22 protein-coding genes are annotated in these 23809 nt (G+C 55.1%); 10 read left to right on the top strand and 12 right to left on the bottom strand.

Features of this window, described 5'->3' with window-relative positions; all coding sequences use genetic code 11:
• The 4 genes from galT to modE form a co-directional block, all read right to left on the bottom strand.
• On the bottom strand, positions 1-1047 hold the full coding sequence (gene galT, locus GA0061071_RS09075; RefSeq protein WP_088237118.1) for a galactose-1-phosphate uridylyltransferase: 1047 nt from the start codon (positions 1045-1047) through the stop codon (positions 1-3).
• Between the two features lie 10 nt (positions 1048-1057).
• The gene (gene galE, locus GA0061071_RS09070) at positions 1058-2074 is read right to left on the bottom strand and encodes a UDP-glucose 4-epimerase GalE (protein WP_061494513.1); all 1017 of its coding nucleotides are present in this window, start codon (positions 2072-2074) and stop codon (positions 1058-1060) included.
• Positions 2075-2411: 337 nt separating this feature from the next.
• Positions 2412-3881, bottom strand: coding sequence for a molybdate ABC transporter ATP-binding protein ModF (gene modF / locus GA0061071_RS09065; protein WP_061494514.1), 1470 nt, complete (start codon positions 3879-3881; stop codon positions 2412-2414).
• Between the two features lie 67 nt (positions 3882-3948).
• On the bottom strand, positions 3949-4737 hold the full coding sequence (gene modE / locus GA0061071_RS09060) for a molybdenum-dependent transcriptional regulator (RefSeq protein WP_061494515.1): 789 nt from the start codon (positions 4735-4737) through the stop codon (positions 3949-3951).
• 164 nt (positions 4738-4901) lie between these two features.
• On the opposite strand from modE, the gene GA0061071_RS09055 reads away from it, so the two are divergent.
• The 4 genes from GA0061071_RS09055 (at position 4902) to modC (ending at position 7749) form a co-directional block, all read left to right on the top strand.
• Positions 4902-5051: an AcrZ family multidrug efflux pump-associated protein gene (locus GA0061071_RS09055; protein WP_071889949.1), complete on the top strand. Its 150-nt coding sequence runs from the start codon at positions 4902-4904 to the stop codon at positions 5049-5051.
• A gap of 173 nt (positions 5052-5224) precedes the next feature.
• The gene (gene modA / locus GA0061071_RS09050) at positions 5225-6001 is read left to right on the top strand and encodes a molybdate ABC transporter substrate-binding protein (RefSeq protein ID WP_088237119.1); all 777 of its coding nucleotides are present in this window, start codon (positions 5225-5227) and stop codon (positions 5999-6001) included.
• Positions 5998-6687: a molybdate ABC transporter permease subunit gene (gene modB / locus GA0061071_RS09045; protein ID WP_061494517.1), complete on the top strand. Its 690-nt coding sequence runs from the start codon at positions 5998-6000 to the stop codon at positions 6685-6687. Before modA ends, modB begins: the two co-directional genes overlap by 4 nt.
• A 3-nt stretch (positions 6688-6690) precedes the next feature.
• On the top strand, positions 6691-7749 hold the full coding sequence (gene modC / locus GA0061071_RS09040; protein WP_061494518.1) for a molybdenum ABC transporter ATP-binding protein ModC: 1059 nt from the start codon (positions 6691-6693) through the stop codon (positions 7747-7749).
• On the opposite strand, the gene GA0061071_RS09035 is transcribed toward modC, so the two are convergent.
• Positions 7750-8568 (bottom strand): pyridoxal phosphatase, encoded by an 819-nt coding sequence (locus tag GA0061071_RS09035; protein ID WP_088237120.1) that lies wholly within the window; start codon positions 8566-8568, stop codon positions 7750-7752. It lies immediately after the preceding gene.
• Between the two features lie 157 nt (positions 8569-8725).
• On the opposite strand from GA0061071_RS09035, the gene pgl reads away from it, so the two are divergent.
• Positions 8726-9721, top strand: coding sequence for a 6-phosphogluconolactonase (pgl, locus tag GA0061071_RS09030; RefSeq protein ID WP_088237121.1), 996 nt, complete (start codon positions 8726-8728; stop codon positions 9719-9721).
• A 61-nt stretch (positions 9722-9782) separates the two neighbouring features.
• Here the strand turns inward: pgl and GA0061071_RS09025 are convergent, their stop codons facing one another.
• From GA0061071_RS09025 to bioA, 3 genes are all read right to left on the bottom strand, one after another.
• Positions 9783-11066 (bottom strand): putative acyl-CoA thioester hydrolase, encoded by a 1284-nt coding sequence (locus GA0061071_RS09025; protein ID WP_088237122.1) that lies wholly within the window; start codon positions 11064-11066, stop codon positions 9783-9785.
• A gap of 114 nt (positions 11067-11180) precedes the next feature.
• Positions 11181-11657, bottom strand: a complete 477-nt coding sequence (locus GA0061071_RS09020; protein WP_061494522.1) for a kinase inhibitor — start codon at positions 11655-11657, stop codon at positions 11181-11183.
• Between the two features lie 71 nt (positions 11658-11728).
• Positions 11729-13015, bottom strand: coding sequence for an adenosylmethionine--8-amino-7-oxononanoate transaminase (gene bioA, locus GA0061071_RS09015; protein WP_167352637.1), 1287 nt, complete (start codon positions 13013-13015; stop codon positions 11729-11731).
• An 86-nt stretch (positions 13016-13101) separates the two neighbouring features.
• Here bioA and bioB point away from each other — a divergent pair, with 86 nt between their 5' ends.
• From bioB to bioD, 4 genes are read left to right on the top strand one after another with little or no spacing between them, the layout of a single operon-like run.
• On the top strand, positions 13102-14142 hold the full coding sequence (bioB, locus tag GA0061071_RS09010; protein WP_061494524.1) for a biotin synthase BioB: 1041 nt from the start codon (positions 13102-13104) through the stop codon (positions 14140-14142).
• Positions 14139-15293: an 8-amino-7-oxononanoate synthase gene (gene bioF / locus GA0061071_RS09005; protein ID WP_061494525.1), complete on the top strand. Its 1155-nt coding sequence runs from the start codon at positions 14139-14141 to the stop codon at positions 15291-15293. The genes bioB and bioF overlap by 4 nt, the downstream gene beginning before the upstream one ends.
• Positions 15280-16029, top strand: a complete 750-nt coding sequence (bioC, locus tag GA0061071_RS09000) for a malonyl-ACP O-methyltransferase BioC (RefSeq protein WP_061494526.1) — start codon at positions 15280-15282, stop codon at positions 16027-16029. The genes bioF and bioC overlap by 14 nt, the downstream gene beginning before the upstream one ends.
• The gene (bioD, locus tag GA0061071_RS08995) at positions 16022-16744 is read left to right on the top strand and encodes a dethiobiotin synthase (protein ID WP_088237124.1); all 723 of its coding nucleotides are present in this window, start codon (positions 16022-16024) and stop codon (positions 16742-16744) included. Before bioC ends, bioD begins: the two co-directional genes overlap by 8 nt.
• On the opposite strand, the gene GA0061071_RS08990 is transcribed toward bioD, so the two are convergent.
• Complete coding sequence (locus tag GA0061071_RS08990) at positions 16686-17408, bottom strand: ABC transporter ATP-binding protein (RefSeq protein ID WP_061494528.1); 723 nt, start codon at positions 17406-17408, stop codon at positions 16686-16688. The genes bioD and GA0061071_RS08990 overlap by 59 nt on opposite strands.
• 751 nt (positions 17409-18159) lie before the next feature.
• Here GA0061071_RS08990 and uvrB point away from each other — a divergent pair.
• Complete coding sequence (gene uvrB, locus GA0061071_RS08985; protein ID WP_061494529.1) at positions 18160-20181, top strand: excinuclease ABC subunit UvrB; 2022 nt, start codon at positions 18160-18162, stop codon at positions 20179-20181.
• Positions 20182-20376: 195 nt separating this feature from the next.
• Here uvrB and pmrB read toward each other — a convergent pair whose 3' ends face one another.
• Genes pmrB through eptA form a run of 3 tightly spaced genes read right to left on the bottom strand, consistent with a single transcriptional unit; the run spans position 20377 to position 23771 of the window.
• Positions 20377-21462, bottom strand: coding sequence for a two-component system sensor histidine kinase PmrB (pmrB, locus tag GA0061071_RS08980; RefSeq protein ID WP_088237125.1), 1086 nt, complete (start codon positions 21460-21462; stop codon positions 20377-20379).
• Between the two features lie 3 nt (positions 21463-21465).
• Positions 21466-22137: a two-component system response regulator PmrA gene (gene pmrA / locus GA0061071_RS08975; RefSeq protein ID WP_061494531.1), complete on the bottom strand. Its 672-nt coding sequence runs from the start codon at positions 22135-22137 to the stop codon at positions 21466-21468.
• A complete protein-coding gene (gene eptA / locus GA0061071_RS08970) occupies positions 22134-23771 on the bottom strand; it encodes a phosphoethanolamine transferase EptA (RefSeq protein ID WP_061494532.1) in 1638 nt (545 codons plus the stop codon). The genes pmrA and eptA overlap by 4 nt, the downstream gene beginning before the upstream one ends.
• Between the last annotated feature and the right edge of the window lie 38 nt (positions 23772-23809).

Below are 23809 nucleotides of genomic sequence, written 5' to 3'. Positions count from 1 at the left end.
TTATTCTCCGGATTCGCGAAAATGGATGTCACTCACGGCGCGCAGGCGCTCGGCGGCTTGTTCTGCTGTCAGATCGCGCTGAGTTTCAGCCAGCATTTCATAGCCGACCATAAATTTACGCACGGTGGCGGAACGCAGCAGCGGCGGGTAGAAATGGGCATGAAGCTGCCAGTGGTGATTCTCCTCGCCGTTAAACGGTGCACCGTGCCAGCCCATGGAGTAAGGGAATGAGCACTGGAACAAGTTGTCATAGCGGCTGGTCAGTTTTTTCAATGCCAGCGCCAGGTCGCTACGCTGTTCATCGCTTAACCCGGTAATGCGTTGCACATGCGCTTTCGGCAGCAGCAGGGTTTCAAATGGCCAGGCCGCCCAGTAAGGCACAACCGCTAACCAGTGCGCCGTTTCCACGACCGTACGGCTGCCATCTTTCAGTTCACGCTGCACATAATCCACCAGCATCGGCGAGTGATGCGCGGCAAAGTACTCTTTTTGCAAACGATCTTCGCGTTCGGCTTCGTTGGGCAGGAAGCTGTTTGCCCACACCTGACCGTGCGGATGCGGGTTGGAGCAGCCCATCGCCGCGCCTTTGTTTTCAAATACCTGCACCCACGGATAGGTTTGGCCCAGTTCAGCGGTTTGCTGTTGCCAGGTGGTGACCACCTCTTCCAGGGCGCTGACGCTCAGTTCCGGCAACGTTTTGCTGTGATCCGGAGAGAAACAGATAACCCGGCTGGTGCCGCGCGCGCTCTGGGTGCGCATCAGCGGATCGGTGCTTTCCGGCGCTTCCGGCGTATCGGTCATCAACGCGGCAAAGTCGTTAGTAAACACGTAGGTGCTGGTGTAATCCGGGTTTTTATCGCCGGTTACACGGGTATTTCCCGGACAGAGGAAACAGTCCGGGTCATGGGCGGGCAGGGTCTGTTTCGCTGGCGTTTCCTGCGCCCCCTGCCAGGGGCGCTTAGCGCGATGCGGTGAAACCAGGATCCACTGACCGGTCAACGGGTTATAACGGCGATGCGGATGATCAACCGGGTTAAATTGCGTCATTGCCTTTCCTTTAATCGGGATAGCCCTGCGGATGGCGGGACTGCCAGCGCCAGGTATCTTCTGCCATTTCGTCAAGGGTGCGGGTGACCCGCCAGTTCAGCTCTTTATCGGCTTTGGAGGCGTCTGCCCAGTAAGCAGGTAAATCGCCTTCCCGGCGTGGTGCATAGTGCCAGGCCACCGGTTTACCGCAGGCTTTACTGAATGCGTTAACCACATCCAGTACGCTACTACCAACGCCTGCGCCGAGGTTATAAATATGCACGCCTTGTTTGCCCGCCAGTTGCTGCATGGCAGCAACGTGACCATCCGCCAGGTCCATCACGTGAATGTAATCACGCACACCAGTACCGTCCGGCGTCGGATAATCGCTACCGAAAATCGCCAGTGAATCGCGACGGCCTACTGCCACTTGCGCAATGTACGGCATCAGGTTGTTTGGAATGCCCTGCGGATCTTCGCCCATATCGCCTGATGGATGCGCGCCAACCGGGTTGAAGTAACGCAGCAGGGCGATGCTCCAATCCGGTTGTGCTTTTTGCAGGTCGGTGAGGATCTGCTCGACCATCAGTTTGCTTTTGCCATATGGACTTTGCGGTGTGCCGGTCGGGAAGCTTTCAACATAAGGGATCTTCGGCTGGTCGCCGTAGACCGTGGCGGAGGAACTGAAAATAAAGTTTTTCACGTTGGCGGCGCGCATGGCGCTAATCAGACGCAGCGTACCGTTTACGTTGTTGTCGTAATATTCCAGCGGTTTCGCCACGGATTCGCCAACGGCCTTCAGCCCGGCGAAATGGATCACGGCTTCGATGGCGTGGTCGTGGAGAATTTCCGCCAGCAAGGCTTCATCGCGAATATCACCTTCGACAAACAGAGCGGTCTTACCGCCGAAGCGTTCGATCTCTTTCAGTACGCTACGTTTACTGTTGCAGAGGTTGTCGAGAATGACGACATCATGGCCATTTTGTAGCAGTTGGACGCAGGTATGACTGCCAATGTAACCGCTACCACCTGTAACCAAAACTCGCATATTTTACTCCATTAGGCATATGGTATGAACAAACCTTAGCATAACAGAGAGGTGAAAACTGTGACATGGGATAAAATAGTGGAATCGTTTACACTGAGCTCTCTGTTCGCCGGTTTCGTTGGCAACCGCCGGAAAAACCCCGCAATAACTGGCTTTGCCCGATGATTGTGATAAGTCCGAAAAAACCTTTACTGCTGTGCAGCAAAGCAGCCGATATCAGCAAGTGCCGGAAATCGCCTCGTGCAGGTTATAAGTCATCATCGGCAGTCAGGCAATCAGCCAGGGGGACAAAAAGCCATATTCCAGACGTTTGCCAGGGGTGCGCGCACCCCTGCAATCATTGTGCTGAGAGGTGATAACGGTATCCGTCATCCTGCGGTACAAATTCCAGCCGGTGGGTAATACACGACGGAGCATCCGCTGCGTGGTGGGAAACAAATAACAGTTGGGTATCGCCTTCGCTGATGAGCACATCCACAAAGCGGCGAATTAACTGACGATTAAGCGGATCCAGGCCCTGGAGGGGTTCATCCAGGATCAGCAACGTCGGATGTTTCACCAGCGCGCGAACAATCAGCGCCAGTCGCTGTTGTCCCCAGGAGAGGCTATGGAATGGCGCGTCTGCGGTGCGGGCATCAAAACCCAGAATATCAAGCCAACGCTGCGCCAGCTTGTGCTGTTTGTCTGACACCGCCTGGTAAATACCGATCGAGTCAAAATAACCCGACAGAATGACATTACGCACGTTGGTGCTCACGCGGTAATCCAGATGCAGGCTGCTGCTCACATAACCAATATGTTTTTTGATGTCCCAGATTGTTTCACCGCTGCCGCGACGGCGGCCAAACAGCGTCAAATCGTTGCTGTAACCCTGTGGGTGATCGCCGGTTACCAGGCTTAACAGCGTTGATTTACCCGCGCCGTTTGGTCCGACAATTTGCCAGTGTTCACCGGGATTCACCGTCCATGAGAGCTGGTTGATAATCGCGCGGTCGTTGTAAGAGACAACCCCATTCCTGAGCACGATCAGCGGTGCGCCGGGCGTCAGTGTGTTGCGGGCTGGTGGTGCATCCGGCTCGGGTAGTGCTATTCCGGTCAGTTTTTCGCTGTGCGCCAGTTGGGCGATGAGGGCCTGTTGCAACAGGGCGGATTTTTCGCCGGTTTCGGTCAGCGTACAGTCAACCAGTACCCCGGCATGTTGGACAAACGCAGGAATTTCATCAAAGCGATTGAGCACCAGTACCACGGTATAGCCATCCGCATTCAGTTGTGCGAGCAGTTCAGCCAGTTGCTGGCGGGAGTGGACATCCAGCCCATCGAAAGGTTCGTCGAGGATCAACAACTCCGGCTCCGCCATCAGCGCCTGGCAGAGCAGGGTTTTGCGGGTTTCCCCGGTTGAGAGGTATTTAAAACGGCGCTCAAGAAGCGGCGTGATGCCAAATTGCGCTGCCAGATGCGCGCAGCGCTGCGGATCTTTCACCTCATCCTGAATAATATCTGCGGTGGTTCGCCCGGTGTCCTCTTCGCCAGGACTGAGCATATCGGTGTTATTCCGTTGCCACTCGTCGCTGACCAGCTTTTGCAGTTGCTCAAAAGAGAGGCGTGTCAGGCGGTCAAACGTGCACCGGCGCTCGCCTTTCAGAAGCGTCAGGTCTCCGGCGAGGGCGCGGGCCAGCGCCGATTTACCACTTCCGTTTGCGCCAACGAATGCCCAGCTTTCACCCGCGCGCAGGGTTAATTGTTCAAGGTACAGCGTGCGGGTATCACTAAGACGAAACGTGCCTTGCGAAATTTGCAATGATGACATGTTGTATCCCATTTTATGCAGCGTAGAAGTTCAGGGATACGTGCAATGCCGCCGTTTGTCAACGCAATCAGCACAACGTGGCGATAATCACGCGATCGGCATTAAAATATGCCGTGACCTGACGCTGTTCCTGCAAATTATCCACATCCTGCGAGGGTACAATGGCGCAGAGCGTCTGGCCATCCGGCAGCGTCATCAACACTTCGCTCTGCTGTTCGCCGCGTTCAATATGGCTGATGTGCCCGGTCAGTTGGTTATCTGCTCGTGCCGCCTGCTGCGCGTCCTGAGTGATGCTGACCCACGGTGCTTTTAACAGCACCAGCACCTCTTTGCCTTCGTCGAGACCCAGACGTTCGGCACTTTGCGCGGTGATCGCCACTTTAAAGCGGGTGGTCCCGTCCGCAAGCAGGACTTCCACATGTTGCTGAACCTGTTGGCGATCGCGTTTGGTAATGGTGCCAAACCACTGATTACGGGCGCTGGTTTGCAAAGAGAAGCGGGAGATCGCCGCCAGCAGGCTGTTTAATGGCAATACGTCATCGTCGCTCAGCACATCGAAGGCTTTTTGCTGGATTTGCCCCAGCAGATCATAAAGCTGGATCAAACGCTGGCCGTAGCGGGTGACCACTGCGCCACCGCCGCCTTTCCCCCCGGTTGCGCGATCAACCAGCGTATGTTCGCTCAACTGGTTCATCTCATTAATGGCGTCCCAGGCGCTTTTGTAACTGATATTGGCGTTTTTCGCGCCCTGGCTAATGGAGCCGGTCTCTACAATCTGCTTCAGAAGAGCGATACGGCGTGGATCGGCAAAAAGACGCTGCTGGAGTTTGAGAGTAAGGAGAATTTCAGCCTGCATTACGCAATGTCCTGGCAAAAAGACTATTGTGAAGGAAAAGCGCAATTTAGCCTAGCCTGACGCCGGAGATAGATGGCCGCGTTAAGGATGCAATCGCACAAAAGGCGAGTGTTTTTATCTCTGTTCAGGCTAGAATGCGTCATCCACAATATCTGGAGTTGACCATGTTAGAGTTATTGAAAAGTCTGGTGTTTGCCATAGTCATGGTCCCCGTGGTGATGGCGATCATCCTGGGATTGATCTATGGTCTGGGTGAAGTGTTTAACCTCTTTTCCGGCGTTGGCAGCCGCGACCGCACCAGCCAGCAGCGCTAATTCATTTGCTAAAACGCCTGCGAAAGTGGGCGTTTTACGCTCAAGATCGTCCCCTCCCTGCCGATAGTTTTTTCATATGTCCCTCATTCTTGATGGGTATTATCTTCTGACCGGTAAACTCTGATACTATCGTTATGTTTAATTTTATATAACGACACTCACAGGAGTTACGAATGGTACGTACAGGGCTACGCCTTTTTGCCGGGGCGACATTAGCGTTTTCCGTTGCTGGACACGCGCTGGCGGAGGATGGGAAAATTACCGTTTTTGCAGCGGCGTCATTGACTAACGCCATGCAGGATATCGCGGCGGTTTATAAAAAAGAGAAAAACGTTGAGGTCGTCTCCTCGTTTGCTTCTTCGTCGACGCTGGCGCGCCAGATCGAAGCCGGTGCGCCTGCGGATCTGTTTATTTCTGCAGACCAGAAATGGATGGATTACGCCATAGAGAAAAAAACCATCGACACCGCGACGCGTGAAACCTTGCTGGGTAACAGCCTAGTGGTGGTCGCGCCGAAAAACAGCGCGCAGAGCAATATAACAGTGAATGCCAAAACAGACTGGAACAGTCTGTTGAAAGGCGGACGTCTGGCCGTGGGCGACCCGGACCATGTTCCGGCGGGCCTCTATGCGAAAGAAGCGCTGACCAAACTGGGCGCGTGGGAAACGCTGTCGCCGAAACTGGCTCCGGCGGAAGATGTGCGTGGTGCGCTGGCGCTGGTTGAGCGTAATGAAGCGCCTTTAGGCATTGTCTATGGCTCCGATGCCGTCGCCAGCAAAGGGGTTAAAGTGGTCGGGACTTTCCCGGAAGATTCGCACCAAAAAGTGGAATACCCGCTGGCGATTATCGACGGTCATAAAAACGCGACAGTGACCGCGTTTTATGATTACCTGAAAGGCCCGCAGGCTTCTGAAATCTTTAAACGTTACGGATTTACGACGCACGAATGATATTAACGGATCCCGAATGGCAGGCGGTTCTGCTGAGCCTTAAAGTCTCTTCCCTGGCAGTTGTCTTCAGTTTGCCCTTTGGGATCTTTTTTGCCTGGTTACTGGTGCGCTGCACGTTTCCGGGCAAAGCGCTTCTCGATAGTCTTCTTCATCTTCCGTTGGTCTTACCGCCAGTAGTGGTCGGTTACTTATTGTTGATCGTCATGGGACGACGCGGAGTGATTGGCGAATGGCTATACGACTGGTTCGGGATGACTTTTGCTTTTAGCTGGCGCGGCGCAGTGCTGGCGGCGGCAGTAATGTCGTTTCCGCTGATGGTGCGGGCTATCCGTCTGGCGCTGGAAGGTGTCGACACCAAACTGGAGCAAGCGGCACGAACGCTGGGTGCCGGGCGCTGGCGCGTATTTTTAACCATAACCTTCCCCCTGACGCTGCCGGGGATTATTGTCGGCACAGTGCTGGCATTTGCCCGCTCGCTGGGTGAGTTTGGCGCGACCATTACCTTTGTTTCCAATATCCCGGGCGAAACGCGCACCATCCCTTCTGCGATGTATACCTTGATCCAGATGCCGGGTGGCGAAAGCGCGGCAGCGCGGCTGTGTGTCATCTCTATTGTTCTGGCGCTGGTGTCATTGCTGATTTCTGAGTGGCTGGCGCGTATCAGTCGTGAACGGGCAGGGAGATAAGCCATGCTGGAACTGAATTTCACCCAAACGTTGGGAACCCATCAATTACGCATTGCTGAGAACGTGCCCGCGAGCGGCATTACAGCCATTTTTGGCGTATCCGGCGCGGGAAAAACGTCACTGATTAACGCCATTTGTGGGCTGACTCGCCCGCAAGAGGGGCGGATTGCGCTAAATAATCGCGTGCTGTTCGATACCGCCAGCAAGATTTGCCTGCCGCCTGAGAAACGCCGCGTAGGGTATGTTTTCCAGGATGCGCGCCTGTTCCCGCATTATAAAGTGCGGGGAAACCTGCGTTATGGCATGGCGAAATCGATGGCCGGGCAGTTTGACAAGCTGGTGGCGCTGTTGGGGATTGAACCGCTGCTTGATCGTTTACCCGGTAGCCTCTCGGGAGGCGAGAAGCAGCGTGTTGCTATTGGTCGCGCGTTATTAACCTCGCCGGAACTGTTGTTGCTGGACGAACCGCTGGCGTCGCTCGATATTCCCCGTAAGCGCGAGCTGTTGCCGTACCTGCAACGTCTGGCGCGGGAAATCAATATTCCGATGCTCTATGTCAGCCACTCGCTGGAAGAGATCCTCCATCTGGCGGATAAAGTGATGGTACTGGAAGCGGGGGAGGTGAAAGCATTTGGCAATCTGGAGGATATCTGGGGCAGCAGGGTGATGAACCCGTGGTTGCCGCAGGATCAGCAAAGCAGCATTCTGAAAGTCAGTGTGCTTGAACACCACCCACACTATTCGATGACAGCGCTGGCATTGGGCGATCAGCATATCTGGGTCAATAAAGTGGATAGCCCACTGCAAACCCCGTTGCGTGTTCGTATTCAAGCAACTGATGTTTCGCTGGCGCTACAGCCTCTGATGAATACCAGTATCCGTAATAGTCTGCGGGTGAAGGTCGTGGAGTGTTTTGATGTTGATGGGCAGGTTGAGGTGCAACTGGATGTGGCTGGCCGCACCTTGTGGGCGCGTATCAGCCCCTGGGCCAGGGACGAACTGAGCATCAAACCTGGCCAGTGGTTGTACGCGCAAATCAAAAGTGTGTCGATTACCGCCTGATCACAACAGCTCTTTATAGATAAATCCGGCAATACTGTCGACGGTATTGTCGCCAATCACCACATTGGCATGGGCTTTGACCTCGTCTGTGGCATTGCCCATGGCCACGCCAACACCTGCTGCTTTTAACATGCTGATGTCATTATAATTATCACCAAATGCCACCACGTTGTGCATCGAGAGTCCCTGCGAGGCGACCCATTCGGCCAGGCGCTTCCCTTTGCTGTTGCCGCTGCGGGCGATATCCACCTGATCGTGCCACGACCACTCACACGCCAGTCCCAGCGTCTGCTCCACGTGAAGGGCAAACGCTTTTAGCTTTTGTGTGTCTTCATCGGTGAGGGCGAATTTCCAGATAGCATCAACGTGCTGTGCGGTTTCCGCCAGAGAGTCCACCTGTTGGAAAGTCGGGCGTTGTTCTGGCGGCAGTGACTGCGCCCAGTTATTGGTGCGCAGAACATGCCCGGTCGGTTTTTCGTAGACCATTGCGTTATCGACATACATCAGACCATGAATATCATGCTCTTCCAGCAGGTGAATAAGCTGTAACGCTTGTGGAACGGGCAACGGGTCCGCTTTTAACACTTTTTTTGCCTGATAATCATACAAATAAGTGCCGTTACAACAAATTGCAGGTGTATCCAGCGCCAGTGCCTGATAAAAAGGGTGGATGGCAACATGATGCCGACCGGTCACAATGATGAGCTGATGCCCGGCGGCTTTTGCGCGAGCCAGCGCTTCGAGGGAAGAGGGCAGAAGCGTTTTTTTCGGGGTGAGTAGCGTACCGTCTAAATCCAGTGCAATAACGCGTGCTGTCATGGCGTTTTCCGTGGTCGATATTGAAATTAGCATATCCGGGGATGGTACACCGGGTGGACGGATGCGCAAAATCTCCCGGCGCTTTTCAGCATCAACGCGCAAAAACGGCTATCCTGGTTACTTAACGCAGAAAAAGTTCGAGAGGAAAGGAGTATTCATGAAACAAACCGTTTATACCGCCAGCCCGGAAAGCCAGCAGATCCACGTCTGGCGTTTGGATCCTGAAGGCGCTTTGACGCTTGTCCAGGTGGTCGATGTTCCCGGCCAGGTACAGCCGATGGTCGTCAGCCCGGACAAGCGTTACCTCTACGTGGGCGTGCGCCCGGAGTTTCGCGTTATTGCTTATCGCATCGCACCGGAAAACGGCGCGCTGACATTCGCTGCTGAAGCGCCGCTGCCGGGTAGCCCGACGCATATTTCTACCGATCGCAGCGGGCGTTTCCTGTTTAGCGGCTCCTATAATGCCGGTTGTGTGAGCGTGACTCGCCTGGACGACGGCATTCCGACGCAAACCGTGGACGTGGTGGAAGGGCTGGAAGGCTGTCATTCCGCGAATATCTCCCCGGATAACCGCACCTTGTGGGTTCCGGCGCTGAAACAGGATCGCATCTGCCTGTTTACGCTGGGCGAGGATGGCAATCTGACGGCGCAGGAACCGGCGGAAGTCACCACCGTGGAAGGCGCAGGTCCGCGTCATATGGCTTTCCATCCGAATCAACGTTACGCCTATTGCGTGAATGAACTGAACAGCTCGGTGGATGTGTGGCAACTGAGTGATGCGCACGGCAATATCGAATGCGTGCAGACACTGGATATGATGCCGGCTGATTTCTCCGACACCCGCTGGGCGGCGGATATTCATATCACCCCGGATGGTCGCCACCTGTATACCTGCGATCGGACGTCCAGCCTGTTAACCGTTTTCAGCGTGTCTGAAGACGGTAGCGTACTGGCGATTGAGGGCTTCCAGCCGACGGAAACCCAGCCACGCGGCTTTAACATCGACAACAGTGGTAAGTTCCTTATTGCCGCCGGGCAGAAGTCACACCATATTGCACTGTATGAAATCACCGGTGAGCAGGGTTTGCTGACCGAGAAAAGCCGCTATGCTGTTGGCCAGGGGCCGATGTGGGTGGTGGTAAACGCGTACTGAGTCTGTATATCAGACATAAAAAAACCTCGCCATGGCGAGGTTTTTTATCATCAGCGACGCATTACTTCTTCGGCACCGCGACCACTTTGCTGCCCACGCCGCGGTTGTTGAACTCCCACATACGGTTGAACTGCGGGTTGTTCAGCTCGCGCTGCACGTTGCCTTTATCGTCGACCGTACCGGTATTGCCCGCGTAAGCGCGACCAGACACGCTGGCATCCGCCCACGGTTTCGCCACGTTAAAGCCTTCGTTGATCACGCTGTCGCGGATCACCACCTGGCCATTGGTGTTGCTGTCCACATCCAGTGAACGGCCCAGCTGCGCAACACCATTACCGGCTGCGTTAAAGCGGCTGTTGACAGCAAGGAAACCGTAATACAGGTTCGACTGCGTTGCCGGAGCAAATACGTAGCCTTCCTGCTGAGTCCGTGAGTTCACAACGCGGAAATCGGTGTTATCAAACACCACTGCGCCGCGACCGGCCACGATATCCACATCCCCTTCGAGGTAGCTGTTGGTCACCAGCGTACGGGTCTGACGATCGGTACGCAGGGTGTTATCCACGCTGCTGTTGGTCACAAAGAAGGTGTTCTGGCGACCCAGAATATTCACGTTGTTGATCTGCACCTTGTCGCCATCGCTGCGCAGCGCCACCGCCTGGTGGTTGCCTGCATCAACGCTGTCGCCAAGGGTGTTCTGGATGGTCAGGTTTTGCAGTTGCAGGCCATTGTTCTGTGACCAGAAGACCGCAGAGCACATCACACCGACGGTTGCGCTGCGTTTACTCTGGCAGTTATCGAACATGTACCACGCCGGTTTGCCCGGCATATATTTGCCTGATGGGTTAACCAGACGACGCCAGCTATTCGGATCCATTTCGGAATCGATGGCCTGGCCAATTTTCACATCCAGCGCTTTTTCACCGGTACCGTAAATGGTCACGCTGCCGGACGCCGCAGGGACAAACACCGTACCTGGGTAGTCGCCAGGCATCACGGCGATGTACTGACGATCGCTGGAGTGTTTGTTAATTGCCGCATCAACGGCAGCCTGAATGCTGTTGTGGGTCACGCCGGGCGTACCCGCCGGTCCGACAACGAAGTCCGGTTTTTGCGGCAGGCGAATGGCGAAGGGTTTCCATGACTCGCCATTTTGCGTCATCGCGGTGAAATAGCGCTCCGCCACGAAGTTTTTCGCTTCGCCTGCGCTGAGGATCGGCCGCGCTGAAGTACCAGGCGCAGTTTGTTCAGAAGGGCGTTCTGCCGGCGGGGTTGAGCTACAGGCGGTCAGTGTCACGCCAAAAGCGAGCGCCAGCGCCAGACGGGAAACCGATGATGTGTTCAAGGGGTGCTCCAGACTATGCAAAGTTGAAAAGGTTACGTCAAAGCCTGCTTTTTTATACTAAGTTGAGCGAAACGGGAAGCCGATTTGCACAATCGGCTTCAAAACCCGTGTTTTTTAGCTAAAAAGGGCGGTGATGGTGGCGCTGGACAAGGTGTGGAAATGCACGTTAAAGCCAACCATTGCACCGCTGGCGTTTTCGTCGACATCCAGATGCGCGACATCCAGGGCATGAACGGTGAAGATATAGCGGTGGGTTTCCCCTTTTGGCGGTGCAGCGCCGCCGTAGCCGGCTTTACCGAAATCGGTGCGCGTCTGCACAGCGCCATCCGGTAGTGCGGCAAGGCCTGATCCCGCACCCTGCGGCAGAACACGGGTATCCGCAGGGAGATTCGCCACGATCCAGTGCCACCAGCCCGATCCGGTTGGGGCATCCGGATCATAACAGGTCACCACAAAACTTTTGGTGCCCGCGGGAACATCATCCCACGTCAGATGCGGGGAGATATTGTCACCGTCATAGCCCATACCGTTAAACACATGGCGATGCGGAAGTTTTTCTCCATCGCGTAAGTCGTGGCTGAGTAGTTTCATATGCGCTCCTTTCGTTCGCGATACAGTAACGGGAAGTGTAGTGTATCCCCGCTACTGTAGGGTGAAATGCCTCAGACGAACAGGTCGTTACGTGCGACAGCGGCGTTAACGGCCCGGGTTAAGCGCGAGAGTTGCTCCGGCGAAATGAGGTATGGCGGCATTACGTAAATCAGGCGGCCAAAGGGGCGGATCCACACACCTTGTTGCACAAAGAAACGCTGGAGTAAGGCCATATTTACCGGTGCGCGGGTTTCTACTACGCCAATCGCGCCCAGCACACGCACATCCACCACATTTTCAGCGTCGCGCGCGGGCGCAAGCTCTGCGGTTAACTGCGCTTCGATGGCCGCCACCTGATCCCGCCATGCGCCGCTTTCCAGTATTTCCAGACTGGCCGTTGCCGCCGCACAGGCCAGCGGGTTGCCCATAAATGTTGGCCCGTGCATAAAGCAGCCTGCTTCGCCGTTGCTGATGGTTTCTGCGACGTTGCGGGTCGTTAGCGTGGCGGAGAGTGTCATCGTGCCGCCAGTCAGCGCTTTACCGAGGCACAGAATGTCCGGCGAGATGCCCGCATGCTCACAGGCAAACAGCTTGCCGGTGCGGCCAAAGCCGGTGGCTATCTCATCGGCAATCAACAAAATGCCTTCCCGGTCGCACATTTTACGGATGCGTTTAAGCCACTCAGGATGGTACATACGCATGCCGCCAGCCCCTTGCACAATCGGCTCCAGGATAACCGCGGCGATCTCGTGGCGGTGCGCCGCCATCAAACGGGCGAAAGCCACCATATCCCGCTCATCCCACTCGCCATCAAAGCGGCTTTGCGGTGCCGGGGCGAATAAGTTGTCCGGCAGATAGCCTTTCCACAAACTGTGCATGGAGTTATCCGGATCGCACACCGACATCGCCCCGAAGGTATCGCCGTGATAGCCGTTGCGGAAGGTGAGAAAACGCTGCCGCGCTTCGCCTTTTGCCTGCCAGTATTGCAGCGCCATTTTCATCGCCACTTCAACAGCGACCGAACCGGAATCCGCCAGAAAAACACACTCCAGCGCATCCGGGGTCATCGCCACCAGCTTACGGCACAACGAGACGGCGGGAGCATGCGTAATACCGCCGAACATCACGTGCGACAGGGTGTCGATTTGTGCTTTCATGGCGGCGTTCAGCGCCGGATGACCGTAACCGTGGATGGCTGCCCACCATGACGACATACCGTCCACCAGGCGTTCTCCGCTGTCGAGCGTCAGCTCGCAACCCTGCGCAGAGCGCACCGGGTAAACCGGAAGCGGGGAGGTCATCGAGGTATAAGGGTGCCAGATATGGCGCTGGTCAAATGCTAAATCGTCCGCTGTCATAATCGACTTGTAAACCAAATTAAAAAGTTTTAGGTTTACGAGTCTACACCGAATAACGATTTAACAACACCTTTTGGAGATGCCCGATGGCTCACCACGCACGCTGGACTTTGTCGCAAGTCACCGCTTTGTTCGAAAAGCCCTTGCTGGAATTGCTGTTTGAAGCGCAGCAGGTTCACCGCCAACATTTCGACCCGCGCCAGGTTCAGGTCAGTACGTTACTGTCGATCAAAACCGGCGCCTGCCCGGAAGATTGTAAATACTGCCCGCAAAGCGCCCGTTACAAAACCGGGCTGGAGTCCGAACGCCTGATGGAAGTGGAGCAGGTGCTGGAGTCCGCCCGTAAGGCGAAACTGGCCGGATCCACCCGTTTCTGTATGGGGGCAGCGTGGAAAAACCCGCATGATCGGGATATGCCCTATCTGGAGCAGATGGTTGAAGGGGTGAAAGCCATGGGGCTGGAAGCCTGTATGACGCTCGGTACGTTGAATGAAAGCCAGGCGCAGCGTCTTGCCCGTGCCGGACTGGATTATTACAACCACAACCTCGATACCTCACCGGAATTTTACGGCAATATCATCACCACTCGTACGTATCAGGAGCGTCTCGACACACTGGATAAGGTCCGTGATGCCGGGATCAAAGTCTGCTCCGGTGGCATTGTCGGCTTAGGGGAAACGGTGAACGATCGTGCCGGGTTGTTACTGCAACTGGCTAACCTGCCGACACCGCCGGAAAGCGTGCCGATCAATATGCTGGTGAAAGTCAAAGGTACACCGCTGGCGGACAATGAGGATGTCGATGCGTTCGACTTTATCCGTACCATTGCCGTGGCCCGGATCATGATGCCGACTTCGTACGTCCGTCTCTCCGCCGGTCGCGAGCAGATGAATGAACAAACCCAGGCGATGTGTTTTATGGCCGGGGCGAACTCTGTGTTCTACGGCTGCAAACTGCTGACCACGCCAAACCCTGAAGAAGACAAAGATTTGCAACTGTTCCGCAAACTGGGGATGAACCCGCAGCAAACTGAAGTACGCAACGGCGATAACGAACAGCAACAGCAGCTTGAAGCGCAGCTCCTGCACGCGGATACCGACCAGTACTACAACGCGGCTGCCGTATGACCTGGCAACAACGCATTGATGTCGCGCTAGCTGAACGCCGCGCGGCAGATGCCCTACGCACACGGTATCCTGTTGCTCAGGGAGCCGGCCGCTGGTTGACGGTCGGTGAACAGCGCTTTTGTAACTTTTCCAGCAATGATTACCTTGGCTTAAGCCAGCATCCATGGGTGGTTCATGCCTGGCAGCAGGGGGCCGAACGCTATGGCGTAGGCAGTGGCGGCTCAGGCCATGTCAGTGGTCATACCGTGGCGCATCAGGCGCTGGAAAGCGAACTGGCGGACTGGCTCGGCTACGCGCGTGCACTGCTGTTTATCTCTGGTTTTTCTGCCAATCAGGCGGTGATTGCGGCGCTGACCGGCAAAGACGATCGTATCGTCGCGGACAAACTGAGCCACGCCTCGTTGCTGGAAGCCGCCAGCCACAGCCCGGCGCAGCTCCGGCGCTTTACTCATAACGATGGCGATCACCTGGCGGCGTTGCTGGCAAAACCGATTGCCGGGCAACAACTGGTGGTTACCGAAGGCATTTTCAGTATGGATGGCGACACCGCGCCGCTTTGCACTCTCGCTGCTGCTGCCCGGCACGCCCATGCGTGGCTGATGGTGGATGATGCGCACGGAACAGGCGTTGTTGGGGAACAGGGGAGAGGCAGTTGCCATGTTCATGGCATTCAGCCAGAGATCCTGATCGTCACCTTCGGTAAAGGGTTTGGTGTGAGCGGCGCGGCTGTGCTCTGTAGCGATAGCGTTGCCGATTATTTGCTGCAATTTGCCCGCCATCTCATTTACAGCACCTCGATGCCGCCTGCTCAGGCGATGGCACTAAGCGCCGCATTGCAGGTGATCCGCAGTCCGGAGGGGGATAACCGTCGACAACACCTGTCCGCGCTGATAGCCCGCTTTCGCCACGGCGCAGCGCAGTTGGGCATGACTGTGACCGACTCGCAGAGCGCGATTCAGCCGCTGATCGTCGGCGAAAACGCGCGGGCATTACGCCTGGCTGAGCGTTTGCGGCAGCGGGGATGCTGGGTGACGGCGATCCGCCCACCCACGGTACCACCGGGGACGGCACGTCTGCGTTTAACTCTGACGGCGGCGCATCAGGCTGAAGATATTGATCGCTTGCTGGAGGCGCTGGATGGCTGTGAATAAACAGGCTATCGCCGCCGCTTTTGGCCGGGCGGCGCAGAGCTATTGTCAGCACGATGAACTACAACGTTTGAGTGCGGATGTACTGCTTGCGCAACTGGAGAATATCGCGCCATTGCCTGTGCTGGATGCCGGTTGTGGCCCCGGCGGGATGAGCCGTTACTGGCGTGGGCAGGGCAGCGAGGTTACCGCGTTGGATCTCTCGCCAGCGATGCTGGATGAAGCCCGTCGCCAGCACAGTGCGCAGCATTATGTGGCCGGGGATATCGAAGCATTGCCCTTTGAGGATGCCTCTTTTTCACTGGTGTGGAGCAACCTGGCGGTGCAGTGGTGTGATGACTTGCAACAGGCGATTGGCGAACTGTACCGCGTCACGCGCCCTGGCGGACAGGTGGCCTTTACCACGCTGGTGGAGGATTCATTGCCAGAGCTGAATGTGGCCTGGCGCGCGGTTGATCACCATCAACACGCAAACCGTTTTTTACCCTTACCCGCGATCCATCAGGCATTACAGGGCTGGCGGTTGCGCAGCGGCGTGGAGCGCATCACTCTCTGTTTTGAGGATGCCACACAGGCGTTGCGTTCGTTAAAAGGCATTGGCGCTACACATTTACATGCGGGCAGGCAGCAGGGGCTGACGCGCAGCAAACTGCAACGTTTACAACTGGCCTGGCCGCAACAGCAGGGGAAATGTCCTCTGACGTACCATCTTTTTTGGGGAGTGATCACGCGTGAGTGAACGGTATTTTGTCACCGGAACAGACACGGAAGTGGGGAAAACGGTAGCCAGTTGCGCGCTGTTGCAGGCGGCGAATCTGCGTGGTTTACGCAGCGCTGGTTACAAGCCGGTAGCGTCCGGCAGCGAAATGACCGCGGAAGGACTGCGTAATAGCGATGCGCTGGCACTGCAGTTGCACAGTAGTCTGCCGCTGGATTACCACAGCGTTAATCCCTACACCTTTGCCGAGCCGACATCGCCGCATATTGTCAGCGCGGATGTGAGTGAGCCGATTGAGGCAAAGGTCATGTCTGCCGGGTTACGCACGCTCTCTGAGCAGGCGGAATGGCTGCTGGTGGAAGGCGCAGGCGGTTGGTTCACGCCATTGTCCGAGACGCTGACCTTTGCCGACTGGGTCGTGCAGGAGCAATTGCCGGTGATCCTTGTGGTCGGGGTCAAACTGGGCTGCATCAATCATGCGATGCTGACAGCGCAGGCAATACGGCAGGCGGGTTTAACGCTGGCAGGCTGGATTGCGAATGGTGTGGTGAAACCGGGTAAACGCCATTCTGAATATCTGGCGACGCTTCGGCGCGTGATGCAGGCTCCGCTGATTGGCGAAATCCCCTGGTTTGCCCACGCGCCGGAAAAAGAGAGAACGGGTCATTATCTTGATCTCAGCGTGCTGAATCCGGTGTCATCCAGTGTGACAACATCCGATCGTCCAGTTGCTTAACTTCCCCTTCGGCAACGCTACGTCCCCGGTGGAGCAGACAGAAGCGATCTGCGACCCGGCGGATAAAGGCAAGTTGTTGCTCAGCCAGTAAAATAGTGATGCCGAAGTCCTGGTTAAGCCGGACGATCAAATTGCCCAGTTTATGCACAAATGCCTGGCCCAGACCGCGCGTTGGCTCATCAAGGATTAATAACCGCGGGTGCGTCACCAGCGCTCGCGCCATTGCCAGTTGCTGCTGATTATCTTCCGACAACCCCGCGCCCCGGGTCTTACGCAGCGTGTACAGTTCCGGGAAGAGATCGTAGATATCCTGACTCACCGCATTGCGTGCTGCACCTCCGGCCATCATGGCAATATGCAGGTTCTCCTCAACGGTCAGTTGCGAAAATATTCGCCGGTCTTGCGGCACATAACCCATTCCCATAGCGCAGCGATGTTCAGCCCGCACATTCAGCAGGTCTCGCGGCGGCGCGCCAGCTTCCTGCCAAATCATGCTGCCGCTCTCAACGGGTAAATAGCCGGTAATGCAGTTTATCAGCGTGGTTTTGCCCATTCCCGGCAGCCCGATGACGGATGTGCAGGCGCCGGGGGTTAAATCAAGGTCGATATTCCATAAGGTATGCTGGTTACCGTAATACTGGTTCACTGCGCGTAAGCTCAACATGGTCCGCTCCTTCTTCCGGATCTGGTGACACAGGGATAGTGCAAAAGGCTTGCCAGAACGTAAAAAAGGCTTTTTTTTCGGATACGACCGATCTCACTGGTATTTAAAATGCCGGAAAGGGAGATAGCAGGGAAAAATCCTGCACTTTGCCAGTGCTTGTAGTGACGAATGGTGGTGCAGCAAAGCTACGAAGTGTGAGAAGGATCTCATGCGGATCTCGCGCTTCGTTAGCTGATAATAATCAAAAAGAAGTGATAAAAATTTTTTAATCTCCCCGACCTGGGACGGAATGGGAATTTGGCGGGGGGCGGACTATCCGGCCTGGCGGCAGTTATCCACTATTCCTGTGGATAACCTTGTGTATTAGAGTTAGAAAACGCACGGCAAGCGAGAAGGGACGCGGCTTGCGCCTGAATTGGTGCGAAACACGGCTTTTTGTTATTCTTTTTTAATATCAATTGGTTATGTAAAATCAATGCCTGTAAGAAAAGTGTCACTGGGTGCCACAAAACTTTCACCGACTGGCTTGACAATTGTTAAAAGAGAAAAAATTCTGGGGATAACCGGAAAGGTTTGGTGTTTTATCTTGCTGACGAAGAAATTTCAGGCGCGAACCTGTGTCCTAACCCCGGGTAGAACAAATTGAGTAATCCGCTACTGTTTTTTCATCCAGTATTATGAGTTGGCAAAAGTAACCAGGGTGAGTAAAATATGTTACCTGCTCGCTCACTCCTTCATCAGGTAGCCGTCCATGAGTAAACCGTTCAAACTGAATTCCGCTTTTCGCCCTTCCGGCGATCAGCCTGAAGCTATCCGTCGCCTCAAGGAAGGCCTGGAAGACGGTCTCGCGCACCAAACGTTGCTTGGGGTAACGGGTTCAGGAAAGACGTTCACCGTCGCCAACGTCATTGCCGATTTGCAACGTCCCACTATGGTGCTGGCACCCAACAAGACGCTGGCCGCGCAGCTATATGGTGAGATGAAGGAGTTTTTTCCGGACAATGCCGTGGAGTATTTCGTCTCCTACTACGACTACTATCAGCCGGAAGCCTATGTTCCCAGCTCGGACACGTTTATCGAAAAAGACGCCTCGGTTAACGAACATATCGAGCAGATGCGCTTGTCGGCAACCAAAGCGCTGCTGGAGCGACGTGATGTGATTGTGGTGGCATCGGTATCGGCGATTTACGGTCTGGGCGACCCGGATTTGTACCTGAAAATGATGCTGCATTTGACCAAGGGGATGATTATCGATCAGCGTTCGATTCTGCGTCGCCTGGCGGAGCTGCAGTACACCCGTAACGATCAGGCTTTCCAGCGCGGTACGTTTCGCGTTCGCGGCGAGGTGATCGATATTTTCCCCGCAGAATCGGACGATCTCGCCCTGCGCGTGGAGTTGTTTGATGAAGAGGTCGAGCGTCTGTCGCTGTTTGACCCGCTCACCGGACATGTGGAATCGACGGTGCAGCGTTTTACCATCTACCCGAAGACGCACTACGTGACGCCGCGTGAGCGCATCGTGCAGGCGATGGAAGAGATCAAAGTGGAGCTCGCCGAGCGGCGCAAGTCGCTACTGGCGAACAATAAACTTCTGGAAGAGCAGCGACTCAGCCAGCGCACGCAGTTCGATTTGGAGATGATGAACGAGCTAGGTTACTGCTCCGGGATTGAAAACTACTCCCGCTTTCTCTCCGGTCGCGGACCGGGCGAACCGCCGCCGACATTGTTTGACTACCTGCCAGCCGACGGGTTACTGGTCATCGATGAGTCCCACGTTACCATTCCGCAAATCGGCGGTATGTACCGTGGCGACAGAGCACGTAAGGAGACGCTGGTAGAGTATGGTTTCCGCCTGCCTTCTGCGCTGGATAACCGTCCGTTGAAGTTCGAAGAGTTTGAAGCGCTTGCGCCGCAGTCAATTTATGTTTCCGCAACGCCGGGCAACTACGAGCTGGAAAAATCGGGTAACGAAGTGATTGACCAGGTGGTGCGCCCAACCGGTCTGCTTGATCCGGTGATTGAAGTGCGGCCAGTAGCGACGCAGGTTGACGATTTGCTGTCGGAAATTCGTAAACGCTCGGCGATTAACGAACGCGTGCTGGTCACGACCCTGACCAAACGGATGGCGGAAGATCTCACCGAATACCTTGAAGAACACGGCGAGAAGGTGCGCTATCTGCACTCCGATATTGATACTGTCGAGCGTATGGAGATTATCCGCGACCTGCGTCTGGGCGAGTTTGATGTGCTGGTCGGCATCAACTTGCTGCGTGAGGGGCTGGATATGCCGGAAGTGTCGCTGGTGGCGATCCTGGATGCTGACAAAGAGGGTTTCCTGCGTTCTGAACGCTCGCTTATTCAGACCATCGGGCGCGCGGCGCGTAACATTAACGGCAAGGCGATTCTGTACGGCGATAAAATCACGCCGTCGATGGCGAAGGCGATAGGGGAAACCGAACGCCGCCGCGAGAAACAACAGCGCTACAACGAAGAGCACGGCATTACGCCACAGGGCCTTAACAAGAAAGTGGTGGATATTCTGGCGCTGGGCGAAGGGCTGGCGAAAACCCGGGCGAAAGGGCGTGGAAAATCCAGAACCCCTGCTCAGGTGGAAGCAGCCGAACTGGCGCTGACGCCGAAAGCGCTACAGCAGAAAATCCACGAGCTGGAAGGGCAGATGATGCAGCACGCGCAAAATCTCGAGTTCGAGGAAGCGGCAAAAGTGCGCGATCAGTTACACCAACTGCGGGATCTGTTTATTGCCGCGTCATAATTTGCACTCCGTCACACATTAAGGCGAACCGGCAGACTCGCCTTAATGTTGACTTAATACTGCGCTGACACACTAGCTTCCGCTTTACTGGAGGAGAGTGTGATGCAACAAATGAATCTTCGTGAGTTTTTCGCCGTCGCTTTTGCTCTGGCGTTAATTATTGGTTTCAGCCACCTGTGGGTGCTGACGTATTGATCATACTCCGCGGGCTGCCGGGCGAAATTTAACCCAGGCCCGCACGCCGGACGCTGTTTTTCGGTTGTGCAAAAAGAACTGAGCCTCATGCAGTTGCGCGATGCGTGACACGATGCTCAGCCCCAGCCCTGTGCCGCCGTAGCGGCTATCCATACGCACAAAGGCTTTGCTTAGCTCGCCGCTGCGACTCTCGTCTATCCCCGGACCTTCATCCTCAACGGCCAGCACCGGCGTTGCCGCGCGCTCAATGTGGATAGAGATAGTCGAGCCAGCAGGACTGTAGCGGTGCGCATTTTCCACCAGGTTTCTCACCAGCACCCGCAACAGGGTCGCATCTCCGGAAACCGGAATGGTTTGCGCATTATCAGGTAACGCTAATTTCTGCTGCCGCCCGGCAAGCATTGTTTCCAGTTCGCTTTGAATAGGCAGCACGACGTCTTCCAGCAGCATCACCTGCTGATAACTACCCGCTGAAAAAGATTGCCCGACTCGTGCCAGTTGCAGCAGTTGCGCAATGTTCTCGGTCATCTGGTCAAGGCGTTGCACCAGCGGGTCGACAGGGATGCCACTGGTTTTTGCCATCAGCTCGAGATGCAGTCGTAACCCGGCCAGCGGGGTGCGCAATTCATGAGCGACATCGGCGGTAAACAGACGTTCCCGTTCCAGCGTCAGCGTCAGACGAGAGACCAGCTCGTTGATCGATGAAGTCACGGCTTCCACTTCACTGACGCTGTTATTGAGCGTAATGGGTTGCAGATTATCCGGGGTGCGTTTATTCAGCTCCTGCTGGAGCTCCGATAACGGGCTGGTGATGTTTTTGACCGCCTGCATGCAGATCAGCAACGCCAGGCCGACAATCAGCAGACTGGGCACCAACAGGCTGGCGACCGCTTCACGTACTTCATGTTCAACCTGTTTGTGATTGTTGTGGTTATGCATGGCGCTTTGCACCAGCAACTGGATCTGCTCCTCGCTTTCATGCCACAGCCAGAAGACGCTGATTAACTGGCAAAACACCAGAATACCGCCAATGGTTAGCAACAACCGGCGGCGCATGCTCCAGCGCCTGAAATCGAAGATCGCCATAACTCAGTCCCGGTCCCCGGCCTGCACCAGCATATAACCAAACCCTCTGACGGTGCGGATCCGGGACTTCCCAATTTTATCCCGCAGGTTATGAATATGGACTTCCAGCGTATTGGTCGAGGGTTCGTTATCCCAGTTGTAGATATCGTTGTAGAGGATTTCTCTGTGCACCGGGCTGTCGGCTTTTAGCATCAGACGCGACAGCAGAGCGTACTCTTTCGGTGTTAAGTCCAGCAACTGGCCGTCCCGCCATGCCTGGCGGCGGGTGACGTTCAGCGTCAGGTTGCCGTGCGTGATTTCGTTGTCACCCTCATTATGGCGACGGCGCAGCAGCGCACGGATGCGGGCATTCAGCTCATCAAGGGCGAAGGGTTTGACCAGATAATCGTCCGCACCGGTATCCAGCCCGGTAACACGATCCTCCAGCGTATCGCGTGCGGTCAGGATCAGTACCGGCTGGGTGAACTTTTCCCGACGCAGCCGGGTGAGCAAATGTAAACCGTCTTCATCCGGTAGCCCTAAATCGAGCACGATGAGACTGTAATGCCCGTTAGCCAGACACAGCGTGGCTTCATGCGCAGTAGAGACGCCATCGCAGGCGTATCCTTCACTCTGCATGGCCAGGATCAACCCCTGCAACAGCAGGGCATCGTCTTCAATTACCAGAATTTTCATTTAGCCTGCTCCCGGCATGACGTTAACAGATCGTCCTGGGCATGGTACTCCTTCGTGCTGACGCCCAGTATACCCAACAGGGTTGGGAAGAGATTATCTTGCGAGACTTCCCGCTCCCGTGCATTTTTTTGCAGACACTGACTATTTATGCCGTAACGCTGTTGATAGTCATCAGACAGCCAGATCAGCATCGGCACATGTTTTTGTGTTTCCGGTGCAATGGAATACGGCAAACCATGCAAATAAACGCCATTTTCACCCAGTGATTCCCCGTGGTCGGAGAGATATACCAGGCTGGTGGTAAATTTTTCCTGTTTTGATTGCAGCAATTTAATCGCTTTATCAACAATATAGTCGACGTACAGAATAGTATTATCGTAAGTATTGACCAGTTGCTGCTGTGAGCAGGTCTGAATTTCATTGGTGTCGCAGGTCGGCGTAAATTTACGGAACTGCTTCGGGTAGCGGTTGTAATAGGTCGGCCCATGGCTACCAATGGTGTGCAATACGATTATCCCGTCGCCCTGCAAGGCATCAATATAGTCTGCAAGACCGCGGAATAAGATCTCATCCTGGCACTCCCCTTCAATGCAAAGGTCTGACAGGTTTAATTGTGTCATATCCTGGGTCGGCACCCGCGTACATGCGCCTTTGCAACCACCGTCGTTTTCATTCCACAGCACCTTAATCCCGGCGCGCTGAATAATATCCAGCAACCCTTCCTGATGCGCGGCAAGCTGGTCGTCGTAATGGGCGCGCCCCATACCGGAAAACATGCAAGGTACGGAAATTGCCGTCGCTGTTCCGCACGAGGCGGTATTCGGGAAATAGGCGACATTGTCCTCTTTTAACAGCGGGTTAGTTTCTCGCTCGTAACCGCCCAGAGAGAAGTTCGCCGCACGGGAGGTTTCCCCCAGCACCAGAATAGTGAGGTTTTTCCGCGGGCCGTTTTGCATTTCCGGACGCTGACGTGCATCTTCGCCTATTTTCACCAGCGGTAAATTGGCGGTTTGGTTATGGGAATACCATGACAGGGATGCAGCAATGGAGTTTGACGGACTCAGTGATTTCACCAGCTCTTTATTATTACGAAACAGCGAGGCGTAATCTTTATAAAACAGCAACGCCACCAGCACGATGATCAACGCAGAAATGACCACGCTGATAATGCGCAATGTGATACTGCGCAGGGCGGAACGTGCGGGCTTAATTTTTATCCACCAGGCAATGATAATCGCCAGTACGGCGGTTGATAACAACGTCAGCACCATTTTTGTCGACAGCAGCGCGAAACTTTCCGCTGGTGTGGTGTCGAGAATATTGGTGATCATCGAGCGGTCAATAATGATGCCGAATGTTGAAATAAAATATTGCGCGGCAGCGCTGACCAATACAAACAGGGTAATGATCAGGCGATCGAGGAAGACAAATGACGCCAGTGACAGCACAATATTAATCACGCTGAATGCCACCAAGGGCATGGAAAGAAACACCAGCCAGTTACGTAATGAGTTAACCGGTAGCAGGGTGAAAACCTGATGATAAAAAACGACATTCAGGGCCAGTGCGATATAGAGCGCAAAGAGGATAATAAACGTGAGGCGGCTTAAGGTCGGCCGACGAAAGTGAAACATAGCTTACCTGGATCCTGCAAAGAATGTGACACAAGGAT

The sequence above is a fragment of the Kosakonia oryzendophytica genome (assembly GCF_900094925.1).
Taxonomy (GTDB): domain Bacteria; phylum Pseudomonadota; class Gammaproteobacteria; order Enterobacterales; family Enterobacteriaceae; genus Kosakonia; species Kosakonia oryzendophytica.
Note: the sequence above shows the minus strand (reverse complement) of the source record. Positions and strands in the feature narration are given on the sequence as shown.

Bases quoted from the DNA above. Each gene is read 5' to 3' on its own strand.
- galT (WP_088237118.1), bottom strand. From the start codon at position 1,047: ATGACGCAATTTAACCCGGTTGATCATCCGCATCGCCGTTATAACCCG.
- uvrB (WP_061494529.1), top strand. From the start codon at position 18,160: ATGAGTAAACCGTTCAAACTGAATTCCGCTTTTCGCCCTTCCGGCGAT.
- modF (WP_061494514.1), bottom strand. From the start codon at position 3,881: ATGTCATCATTGCAAATTTCGCAAGGCACGTTTCGTCTTAGTGATACC.
- pmrA (WP_061494531.1), bottom strand. From the start codon at position 22,137: ATGAAAATTCTGGTAATTGAAGACGATGCCCTGCTGTTGCAGGGGTTG.
- GA0061071_RS08990 (WP_061494528.1), bottom strand. From the start codon at position 17,408: ATGTTGAGCTTACGCGCAGTGAACCAGTATTACGGTAACCAGCATACC.
- bioB (WP_061494524.1), top strand. From the start codon at position 13,102: ATGGCTCACCACGCACGCTGGACTTTGTCGCAAGTCACCGCTTTGTTC.
- GA0061071_RS09035 (WP_088237120.1), bottom strand. From the start codon at position 8,568: ATGACAGCACGCGTTATTGCACTGGATTTAGACGGTACGCTACTCACC.
- pmrB (WP_088237125.1), bottom strand. From the start codon at position 21,462: ATGGCGATCTTCGATTTCAGGCGCTGGAGCATGCGCCGCCGGTTGTTG.
- modA (WP_088237119.1), top strand. From the start codon at position 5,225: ATGGTACGTACAGGGCTACGCCTTTTTGCCGGGGCGACATTAGCGTTT.
- GA0061071_RS09020 (WP_061494522.1), bottom strand. From the start codon at position 11,657: ATGAAACTACTCAGCCACGACTTACGCGATGGAGAAAAACTTCCGCAT.
- bioF (WP_061494525.1), top strand. From the start codon at position 14,139: ATGACCTGGCAACAACGCATTGATGTCGCGCTAGCTGAACGCCGCGCG.
- modC (WP_061494518.1), top strand. From the start codon at position 6,691: ATGCTGGAACTGAATTTCACCCAAACGTTGGGAACCCATCAATTACGC.
- pgl (WP_088237121.1), top strand. From the start codon at position 8,726: ATGAAACAAACCGTTTATACCGCCAGCCCGGAAAGCCAGCAGATCCAC.
- bioC (WP_061494526.1), top strand. From the start codon at position 15,280: ATGGCTGTGAATAAACAGGCTATCGCCGCCGCTTTTGGCCGGGCGGCG.
- modB (WP_061494517.1), top strand. From the start codon at position 5,998: ATGATATTAACGGATCCCGAATGGCAGGCGGTTCTGCTGAGCCTTAAA.
- eptA (WP_061494532.1), bottom strand. From the start codon at position 23,771: ATGTTTCACTTTCGTCGGCCGACCTTAAGCCGCCTCACGTTTATTATC.
- galE (WP_061494513.1), bottom strand. From the start codon at position 2,074: ATGCGAGTTTTGGTTACAGGTGGTAGCGGTTACATTGGCAGTCATACC.
- bioA (WP_167352637.1), bottom strand. From the start codon at position 13,015: ATGACAGCGGACGATTTAGCATTTGACCAGCGCCATATCTGGCACCCT.
- GA0061071_RS09055 (WP_071889949.1), top strand. From the start codon at position 4,902: ATGTTAGAGTTATTGAAAAGTCTGGTGTTTGCCATAGTCATGGTCCCC.
- modE (WP_061494515.1), bottom strand. From the start codon at position 4,737: ATGCAGGCTGAAATTCTCCTTACTCTCAAACTCCAGCAGCGTCTTTTT.